Consider the following 10,164-nt stretch of genomic DNA (forward strand, 5'->3'; position numbering starts at 1 on the left):
AATAACTAAAGTACCCTCCGCCTGTCTTTCTGCGGAAAGTGATAATTCTATTAAAAATCTAAATTCAGATTAAATATACCTGATAGCATGACTGAAGATCAAAGCTAATAGTAGGCGGATCGTATTGAAGTGAATTTTCCGGACTTTTGGATTCCGGTTGAAAGAGTAAAAAAAAAGCATTGCCAAATGCCATAAGAAAGACCTGTTGATCTACATCCAGATCGTCAATTTTCTTAACAGTAGTTATATCCTGTCCTTCCAGCACATCAACCACATCCTTACAGCATTCAGATTCAGAAGGAATGTTATCCTTAGCATCTAAGCAACCAGGGCATTTCTCCAATTCAGCAAAAACAGAGGTATCAATTAATCGTTCACCACAGAAATGTTTTTCAATAGCGAATGAATTTGTAGTTACCAGCACTAAAAGGGCTAGCATCGATACCAGGAGTTTATGAGGAAATGCAATTTTCACTCTGCAAAAATATGAATTTTGATCGAGTCTATAAATTTAAAACCTTATACATACGGAATAAAAAATAAATGATATCTTTGCCGCCTGACAGAAATGCTGTCAATACATAAAAATCATTTAAATAATATTGGAATGTATCTAGCAAAAGAAAGAAAAGAAGAGATCTTCGAAAAACACGGTAAATCAAAAACTGATACCGGTTCAGCAGAAGGACAAATCGCATTATTTACTTACAGAATTGCTCACCTATCTGAGCACCTGAAGAAAAACCGTAAGGATTTTAATTCAGAGCGTTCGCTGGTAAAGCTTGTTGGTAAAAGAAGAAGCTTACTTGATTACTTGATGAAAAAGGATATCATGAGGTATCGTGCAATCATTAAGGAACTTGGACTAAGAAAATAATTTTCAGGGGGCTTTATGCCCCCTTTTTTTATATCTTGGAACAACCTGTTATAGGTTGCTTAAAATTGTCGCCCAGGGGGTAGTTTTTCATTGGTCACAACAACTACACACAACACACAACCCGGCCGTCCGGATGGCGGAGACCTTTGTTTAACTAAAATGATCTGGTTGAAGTTATTCAGATCGAATTTGAAATTATTATGATTCCACAAACATTTAAGGAGGTTATCGATTTAGGAGATGGTAGAACTATTTCCCTCGAAACCGGAAAATTAGCAAAACAGGCTCACGGGTCTGTGGTCGTTCAAATGGGTAAGGCTATGTTACTTTGTACTGTAGTATCTTCTTACAAGCCTACCACCATGGACTTCTTTCCATTAACACTGGATTACCGTGAAAAATTTGCAGCTGCAGGTCTTTTCCCTGGAGGTTACTTCAAGAGAGAAGCGAGACCAAGCAATGAAGAGATTTTGGTAATGCGTTTAGTAGACCGTGTATTGCGTCCACTATTCCCAAAAGACTACAAATTTGAAACTCAGGTAATGATCCAGCTAATGTCTCATGACGATGATGTTATGCCAGACGCACTAGCAGGATTAGCAGCTTCTGCAGCTATCCAATTATCTGATATTCCTTTTGAAACTCCTATTTCTGAAGCTCGAGTAGCAAGAATTAATGGAGAGTTCGTTCTAAACCCAAGCAGAGAGAAACTTGCTGAAGCAGACATGGATATCATGGTTGGAGCTTCTGCAGATTCTGTAATGATGGTAGAAGGACAGTTCGACGAATGCTCTGAAGAAGAGATGGCTGAAGCGATTAAATTCGCACATGAAGCTATCAAAATTCAGTGTGAGGCTCAGGTAAAACTTGCTGAGGCATTTGGAAAGAAAGAACCAAGAGAATACGAAGTAGCTGCAACAGATGCAGATATCGAGAAGAAAATTCTTGATGCTACTTACCAGAAATCATATGATATCGCTAAAAGCGGTACCAGCAAAAAAGAGAGAAGTGAAGCTTTTTCTGAATTAAAAGAAGAAGTGAAAGCGATGTTCTCTGAAGATGAGTTGGAAGAAAAAGGTAAAATGATCTCCGGTTACTTCAACGATGCTCAGAAAAAGGCAGTTCGTGATGTTACTTTAAAAGAAGGAACCAGATTAGATGGTAGAAAAACCGACGAGATCAGACCAATATGGTGTGAGGTAGATTACCTTCCATCTACACACGGTTCAGCAATATTTACTCGTGGAGAAACTCAGGCACTGGCAACAGTTACTTTAGGTACTTCAAGAGAAGCTAACCAGGTAGATCTTCCAACGCAACAGGGAGAAGAAACTTTCTATTTGCATTATAACTTCCCTCCATTCTCAACTGGAGAAGCATACCCAATTAGAGGTACTTCAAGACGTGAGGTTGGACACGGGAACCTTGCTCAAAGAGCATTAAAAGGAATGATCCCTGCAGATTGTCCTTATACCGTACGTGTAGTTTCTGAAGTTTTAGAATCTAATGGTTCTTCTTCTATGGCTACAGTTTGTGCTGGTACAATGGCGTTAATGGATGCTGGTGTTCAATTGAAAAAACCAGTTTCAGGTATTGCCATGGGATTAATTTCTGAAGGTGACGACTACGCAGTACTTTCTGATATTCTTGGAGACGAAGATCACTTAGGTGATATGGACTTTAAAGTGACGGGTACTGTAGATGGTATTACCGCTTGCCAGATGGATATCAAGGTGAAAGGACTTTCTTATGAAATCCTGGTAGCTGCATTGAAACAGGCCAGAGACGGTAGACTTCATATTCTGGAGAAACTTTCTGAGACTATTCCAACTGCAAATTCTGAAGTTAAAGCTCACTCCCCTAAGATCATCACCAGAAGAATTCCTAATGAATACATTGGTGCATTGATTGGACCAGGTGGAAAAGTAATACAGGAACTTCAAAAAGAAACTGGAACTACGATCGTTATTAATGAAGATCCGGTTACTGAAGAAGGTGTTGTTGAAATTCTGGGAACTCAGCAAGAAGGAATTGATAAAGTTATTGCAAAGATCGAATCTATTACTTTCAAACCTGAAAAAGGTAGCGTATACGAAGTAAAAGTGATCAAGATCCTTGATTTTGGAGCTGTTGTGGAATATATGGACGCACCAGGAAACGAAGTATTACTTCATATCTCTGAGCTTGCATGGGAACGTACCAATGATGTGAACGATGTTCTTAAAATGGGTGATGTGATCGATGTGAAATACTTTGGCCTTGATCCTAAAACCAGAAAAGACAAAGTTTCCCGTAAGGCATTACTTGAAAAACCTGAAGGTTACGTGGCAAGACCACCAAGAGATGACAAACGTGATAATCGTGGATCCAGAGATAGAGATAATCGTGGTTCTCGTGATAACCGAGGCCGTGATAATCGCAGAGACGATCGTCGTGACGATAGAAAACCAAGAGAAGACAAAGAATAGTTTTTCACTTCTTAATAAAAAAGCCCGGATCTTCCGGGCTTTTTTGATTCTAGCCTGTAAGGCTTTCAACTTCCTGCAGACTCATATAAAGGTTTTTTCAACATTATTTTAAATAAGAATTTGCGTTAGGGATTGTAGCGAATAGCCCACAGTGACTGCAAGGAGCGAGGACTAGTAGCGTAAAGCCCGGCACGAAGTGCAACGCCCGGAAAAATATTTTAAAACTTTTTGTAACATTTTTTGGAATTCTTACGTATAACTACACAGAGACCCTATGCACAATTAAAATCCAAGAGAGATAGATGAGACAACTGAAGATTACGAAGCAGGTTACCAATCGTGAAACCGCTTCGTTAGACAAGTATTTGCAAGAAATTGGAAAAGTGGACCTGATCACGGCTGATGAAGAAGTGGAACTGGCACAAAGAATTAAAGCGGGAGATGACCGTGCGCTGGAGAAATTAACCAAAGCGAACCTTCGTTTTGTTGTTTCTGTAGCCAAACAATATCAAAACCAGGGATTAACCTTACCTGACCTTATTAATGAAGGGAATCTAGGACTTATAAAGGCTGCGAAACGTTTCGATGAAACTCGTGGTTTTAAATTTATATCCTATGCCGTATGGTGGATTCGTCAATCTATTCTGCAGGCATTAGCTGAGCAATCTCGTATTGTTCGTCTTCCATTGAATAAAATTGGATCTATAAACAAGATCAATAAAACTTTTGCTTTCCTTGAACAGTCACACGAGCGTCCGCCAAGTGCTGAAGAGATTGCTAAAGAGCTGGATATGACAATTAATGACGTAAAGGAATCAATGAAGAATTCTGGTCGTCACGTATCCATGGATGCTCCGCTTGTAGAGGGTGAGGATTCGAATCTTTATGATGTACTACGCTCAGGTGAATCTCCAAATCCAGACAAGGAACTTCTACATGAGTCTCTTAGAACTGAGATCGAGCGTGCATTGGAAACTCTTACTCCGCGTGAAGCTGATGTGATCAGACTTTATTTTGGACTTGGTGATCAACATCCCATGACTCTGGAAGAAATTGGCGAAACTTTTGATCTTACTAGAGAAAGAGTACGCCAGATCAAGGAAAAAGCTATTAGAAGATTGAAGCATACTTCCAGAAGTAAGATTTTAAAAACCTATCTTGGTTAAAATATTTAAGATGACAACAGTTTAGTGACGGGAGTGATGACCCGTTATGAGAATAACTGTTCGTTTTTTGATTGATGAATGACCCCGGAGTGATGACCGGGGTTTTTTCTTTTCTATACCAGACTAAATTTTTGTTAATCTAATTCCGGTTTACTCTAATCCATGATTTTGTTCTTAAATTCTATTAAAAAAAATTCTAATCATGAAGAAGGTATTGATTGCAGGAGCTTCGGGAGTATTAGGCATGGAACTTTGCAAGTTATTGAGTCAAAATGCCGGTATAGCACTCAGACTGCAAACCAGTTCCAGTGAAGGAACTGAAAAGTTAAAAGAGTACAGTAACGACATCTTTATTGCTGGAAACGAGGATGACTTTACCGGTATCGCTGCAGATATTGACATTGTAGTTTCTGCACTAGGAAATAGTGTGAGTCTCTTTACTAAAAATGATTCCTCATTCTATCAAACAGATCTGTATACCAATAAAAAGATTCTTGAAGATGCAGAAAAGAATCAGGTTGGTAGATTTATATATGTTTCGATTTTGGGTGCTGAGGAAAATGAGAAAATGAGCCTTCCCGGCTCTAACAGACTTTTTGAGAAATCTTTAGAAACCTCAGATCTTGAATATACGATCATTCGGCCAGTGGGATTATTTAGCGGCCTGCACGATTTGGGGATTATGGCGAAAAGAAAACTGGTTCCGGTAATTGGCGACGGCAAAGCAAAAACCAATTCCATACATCAGTCTGATCTCGCACTATTCATTTCTGAAGTACTGGAAGTTGGGGACAAACTAATTGAAGTAGGTGGTCCTGAAATTCATACCCGGTTGGAAATGGCTGAAATGATTGCAGAAAGATTTGATGCAAAGACGCTGAAAGTTCCTGAAAGTATTGCTGAAGCAGGTGTTATACTATCATCCTTTTCTGAAGATATTAAGCACAAACTTGAAAATTTTAAATATATCACCACTCATGATATGATTGGGAAGTCCTACGGAACAAGAACTTTTAAAGAGTATTTAGAGAATATTGATGAAAACGAGCTACCCTGATGAACGAAGAGTATGATGTCATTATAGTTGGAAGTGGCCCAAACGGGCTGGCTGCAGCCAGCTATCTTCAAAAGCAAGGCTACAAAACGGCAATATTCGAGCAGGCAGAGAAACCTGGCGGAGCGGCCAGAACAGAGGAAATAACTTTACCCGGTTTTAAGCACGATCTGGGATCTGCTGTGCATCCGTTGGCCTTTGCATCTCCTTATTTTAAAACTTTACCACTGGAAGATTACGGACTCCAATGGATACATCCGGAAATTCCTTTTGCACATCCTTTTGAAGATGGCACTGCTTTTGGCTGTTATAAAGATATCCGGAAAACCGCAGAGCAGTTAGGAGAGGATGAACAAAATTATCTGGATCTACTTCTTGACTTTGTCGAAGAATGGCCAGAACTGGAAGAAGATTTACTTGCTCCACTTCGATTACCACAGAACCTGGAAATGATGTTCCGATTTGGTTTGAAAGCGCTGCCTTCGGCAAAATTTATTGCAGAGCGTTTCTTTAAGGAGGAAAAGAGTAAGATCTTCTTTTATGGTGCCGCGGCTCACTCTACATTACCTCTTTCAAAATTAGTATCCTCGTCTTTCGGATTGGTATTGAATATTCTTGCACATAGGCACGGCTGGCCGTTTCCTGAAGGCGGGGCGGTTAAGATCGTAGATTCTCTCCTTGCTTATTACAAAGATCAGGGTGGTAAAATATACCTGAACCAAACTGTATCTGATCTTGAAGAATTGCCTTCGAGCAAGACTTTCATTCTGGACCTCACTCCAAAACAAATCCTGAAAATCAAGAATACTGATCTCAGCAAGACTTACAGAAGCAGATTGGAAAAATATAAGTATGGAGCCGGGATCTTTAAGATGGATTGGGCTCTCGACAATCCTATCCCCTTCACGAACGAAATTTGCAAAAAAGCCGGAACCGTGCATTTTGGATATAGTAAAGAATCACTTGAAGATTCAGAAGCAGCGGCACATGAAAATAGATTATCCAGCGAACCTTACGTCTTGCTGGCACAACCTTCACTATTTGACTCTAGTAGGGCTCCCGCAGGAAAACATACGGCCTGGGCATATTGCCATGTTCCAAATGGAAACACCGAGGATGTTTCTAAACATATTGAGAACCAGATCGAGAGAGCAGCTCCAGGTTTTAAAAAAAGTATAATCGCGAAAAGCACTTTGAGGACAAATGAACTGCAAGAGTTAAATCCTAATTTAATTGGAGGTGATATTAATGGAGGTAAACAAGATATTAGTCAGTTATTTACCAGACCAATTGCGAGTATCAACCCATATGCTACTTCAAATCCTAAGATCTTTATAGGCTCCTCTTCCACACCTCCTGGAGGTGGAGTTCATGGAATGGGAGGATATTACGCAGCGAAGTCGGCTGAAAAATTCCTTCAGAAAAAATAAAATCCTTAGAGGTTTGGTGAGATTAGTAAAACACTTATATTATTAAATAGATTAAATCATCACTTTCATCATGCGTTATGCCATAAGTTACGTTAGCACAGCTAAAAAAAATCTTTCAGAAACAGAAATTAGACAAATTTTAAATGATTCTGAAAACAATAATAATAAGCAAAATATTACCGGACTACTGCTCTATTCAGAAGGAAACTTTTTCCAGATCATTGAGGGAGATCAAAAACAGATTGTTCAGCTTTACGAAACTATCGAGGATGATTCCCGCCATTTTAATGTTATCAAATTATTCGGAAAAGAGATTAACAAAGAATCCTTCGATGGATACAAAAGTGATTTTATTTCAGAAGACGCTCGCTATAGCAGTGCCCGACTTCAAAATTATGAGCATTACCTGGAGGTTCTGGATAAACCAACGAAAAATGCCGTTGCTAATATTCTAAAAGCATTTATCGTCTAATGCTCTAAAAGCCTGTAATTCTTCTTATTTTTGCAGCTCACACAACAAATTATTAATGAGCACAACACTTATTGCCCCTTCAGTTCTGGCTTCAGATTTCGGAAATCTACAGAGAGATGTAGAAATGATCAATCAAAGTGAAGCAGACTGGTTTCATATTGATATAATGGACGGTGTTTTTGTACCAAACATCTCATTTGGTATGCCCGTTTTGAAAGCTATTTCTCAACACGCGACTAAAACTATCGATGTCCACCTCATGATCGTGGACCCAGACAGGTATATTAAGGAGTTTGCCGCTTTAGGTGCTAATATACTTACAGTTCATTACGAAGCCTGCACTCATTTGCATCGTACCTTGCAAGCTATTAAAGCTGAAGGCATGAAAGCTGGGGTGGCAATCAACCCGCATACAAGCGTAGATCTATTAAAAGATGTGATCAAGGATATTGATCTGGTTTGTATAATGAGCGTAAATCCGGGATTTGGTGGACAGAGTTTTATTGAGAATACTTTTAAGAAAGTACAGAAATTAAAGGAAATCATCATCACTAACAACGCACCTACACTTATAGAAATCGATGGTGGTGTAACCGATAAGAATGCGGCTGAACTAAGTAATGCCGGTGCTGATGTACTGGTAGCTGGAAGTTTTGTATTTAAGTCTGATGATCAGCCTGAAACCATCAAAAATTTGAGATCTATTGCAAACTCCTAAAGAGAATTACGAACTGGTTATTATTGGTGGTGGTCCTATTGGTATCGCCTGTGCGCTAGAAGCAGAAAAAAAAGGTATTTCTTATGTGATCCTTGAAAAGGGCTGCCTGGTGAATTCGCTATACCACTACCCTACGAATATGACATTCTTTTCCACTTCTGAAAAACTGGAACTGGACAATATTCCGTTTATCAGTAACAACCCTAAACCGGGAAAGCGAGAAGCTCTGGAATACTACCGAAGAATCACTGTTGCTAATAAGATCAATATTCACCTCTTCGAGGAAGTTACGGCAGTGGAGTCCACTGAAGGTTCAGGTCATGTTGTGAAAACTACGAAGTCTGAATATCATACTTCAAAAGTAATCATCGCAACAGGTTTCTATGATATTCCAAATTACCTCGGGGTTCCCGGTGAAGACCTGCCAAAGGTTTCACATTATTACAATGACCCTCATTACTACGCAACTCAGAAAACGATTGTTGTAGGGGCGAGTAACTCTGCAGTGGATGCTGCACTCGAAATCTACCGGAAAGGTGGTGATGTGACTATGATCGTTCGAAAACCAGAAATTGGAGAAAGAGTGAAGTACTGGGTACGACCAGATATTGTAAATAGGATTGAGGAAGGAAGCATTAAAGCATATTTTAATGCCGGTATTAAAGAGATTAGAACTAAAGAGGTAATAATTGATACTGATGAAGGTGAAGTTTCGATTCCAAATGACTTTGTTTTATTACTCACCGGTTACAGGCCGAACTTTGGATTTCTGCAAAATATTGGAATCAATCTTTCTGAAGATGGCAGAAAAATACCAGAGTATGATCCAGAAACTATGGAAACAAACATTTCTGGAATCTATCTTGCTGGAGTAATTTGTGGGGGTACTGAAACCCATAAATGGTTTATTGAAAACTCAAGAGTTCATGCAAAGATGATCATGAATGATATAGGTAAATAAAAAAAGTCGATTCAAATGAATCGACTTTTTTTTATTTATAACGGTCTAGAACCTTAATCCATTAAGACCACAGAATTGGAACCAAGACCTTTTTTTCTTCCAATTAGCTTACCGTAAAACTCAAGGTCTTCTTGATTATGCTTGAAAGAGTGATCAATCTTTTTACCTATTTCTTTTATCGGAAATGAATAAACTTCAATCTCGGGATAATTATTAAAATCATCCTCATTTTTATTTATTCCAATTTCAACGGCTTTCGTTTGTTTATTATACACTGCGTACTCAGCCTGGAAATTGTGCCTTAAGAGCTCCATACAATCCTGAGAAAGTTCGTTACATTCCTCACAATCACTCATATAAATCTTTACCAGTTCCTTCATTGTCAATCTCAACTGGTTGGTATTAAAATATGCTGCCATAATACTTGCTTTTTTATCTCATGGCTAAAGTATCGGATACCTAAGGCTTCGGAAACTATTTATAGAATGTTTAACGCCACTGTATAAATAAATCAAAATTTTCTGGAGAGTATCTAGGGAACTTAGTAATATTTTAAGCCTGTGTTGGAATGTATTAATTTATGAAACAAGAAAGACAAAGTGATCTTTGGAGCTTAGGAATATAAATAACGTAATTAGGCAGATGAATCAAATTGATAATTCACAATATTGTATACTTTCGTATAAGTGACTAAATAGTATGAATCTATCTGAAGCATCGCTATTCGATTACGGTTATCCATAATTTGAATGTTGAAACTTTTATACATTGCAGTCAAATTGATTTGAAGAATTTATAATTCTTCATTCATCATAAAATGCCAGATCATATGGATTTGTAAACTGAGTAGGGTCGGTTTGCAATTTCCGATCTGGCTTTTTTATGTATACCCGTCAGTTTTACTTCGGAAAAATTTGAGCAGATGTGAGCTTCTATAGCGATATACAATTAAAGTACTTTGCTAAAAAAGTAATGGAAATAAAAAATCCGTAGAACAAATGCTCTACGGATTCTTCTT

Annotated in this window: 10 protein-coding genes; 8 read left to right on the top strand and 2 right to left on the bottom strand. The window is 38.4% G+C overall.

Going from position 1 to position 10,164, the window contains the following annotated elements; translation table 11 throughout:
* Window positions 1–64: 64 nt before the first annotated feature.
* A complete protein-coding gene (locus ACNKXS_RS00940) occupies window positions 65–475 on the bottom strand; it encodes an HYC_CC_PP family protein (RefSeq protein WP_417919242.1) in 411 nt (136 codons plus the stop codon).
* Window positions 476–607: 132 nt separating this feature from the next.
* On the opposite strand from ACNKXS_RS00940, the gene rpsO reads away from it, so the two are divergent.
* The 8 genes from rpsO (at window position 608) to ACNKXS_RS00980 (ending at window position 9,146) form a co-directional block, all read left to right on the top strand.
* A complete protein-coding gene (gene rpsO / locus ACNKXS_RS00945) occupies window positions 608–877 on the top strand; it encodes a 30S ribosomal protein S15 (protein WP_417919243.1) in 270 nt (89 codons plus the stop codon).
* Window positions 878–1,077: 200 nt separating this feature from the next.
* Complete coding sequence (locus ACNKXS_RS00950) at window positions 1,078–3,345, top strand: polyribonucleotide nucleotidyltransferase (RefSeq protein WP_417919244.1); 2,268 nt, start codon at window positions 1,078–1,080, stop codon at window positions 3,343–3,345.
* A gap of 302 nt (window positions 3,346–3,647) precedes the next feature.
* Complete coding sequence (locus tag ACNKXS_RS00955; RefSeq protein ID WP_011708302.1) at window positions 3,648–4,511, top strand: sigma-70 family RNA polymerase sigma factor; 864 nt, start codon at window positions 3,648–3,650, stop codon at window positions 4,509–4,511.
* 202 nt (window positions 4,512–4,713) lie between these two features.
* On the top strand, window positions 4,714–5,568 hold the full coding sequence (locus ACNKXS_RS00960; RefSeq protein ID WP_417919245.1) for an NAD(P)H-binding protein: 855 nt from the start codon (window positions 4,714–4,716) through the stop codon (window positions 5,566–5,568).
* Window positions 5,568–6,995, top strand: a complete 1,428-nt coding sequence (locus tag ACNKXS_RS00965; RefSeq protein ID WP_417919246.1) for a phytoene desaturase family protein — start codon at window positions 5,568–5,570, stop codon at window positions 6,993–6,995. Before ACNKXS_RS00960 ends, ACNKXS_RS00965 begins: the two co-directional genes overlap by 1 nt.
* 70 nt (window positions 6,996–7,065) lie before the next feature.
* Complete coding sequence (locus ACNKXS_RS00970) at window positions 7,066–7,467, top strand: BLUF domain-containing protein (RefSeq protein WP_417919247.1); 402 nt, start codon at window positions 7,066–7,068, stop codon at window positions 7,465–7,467.
* Between the two features lie 55 nt (window positions 7,468–7,522).
* On the top strand, window positions 7,523–8,185 hold the full coding sequence (rpe, locus tag ACNKXS_RS00975; protein WP_417919248.1) for a ribulose-phosphate 3-epimerase: 663 nt from the start codon (window positions 7,523–7,525) through the stop codon (window positions 8,183–8,185).
* Window positions 8,172–9,146: a YpdA family putative bacillithiol disulfide reductase gene (locus tag ACNKXS_RS00980; protein WP_417919249.1), complete on the top strand. Its 975-nt coding sequence runs from the start codon at window positions 8,172–8,174 to the stop codon at window positions 9,144–9,146. The genes rpe and ACNKXS_RS00980 overlap by 14 nt, the downstream gene beginning before the upstream one ends.
* A 53-nt stretch (window positions 9,147–9,199) precedes the next feature.
* Here ACNKXS_RS00980 and ACNKXS_RS00985 read toward each other — a convergent pair whose 3' ends face one another.
* Window positions 9,200–9,565: a hypothetical protein gene (locus ACNKXS_RS00985; protein WP_417919250.1), complete on the bottom strand. Its 366-nt coding sequence runs from the start codon at window positions 9,563–9,565 to the stop codon at window positions 9,200–9,202.
* Window positions 9,566–10,164 lie beyond the last annotated feature (599 nt).

It is taken from the genome of Christiangramia marina, assembly GCF_048285865.1.
In the GTDB taxonomy this organism is placed as follows: Bacteria; Bacteroidota; Bacteroidia; order Flavobacteriales; family Flavobacteriaceae; genus Christiangramia; species Christiangramia marina.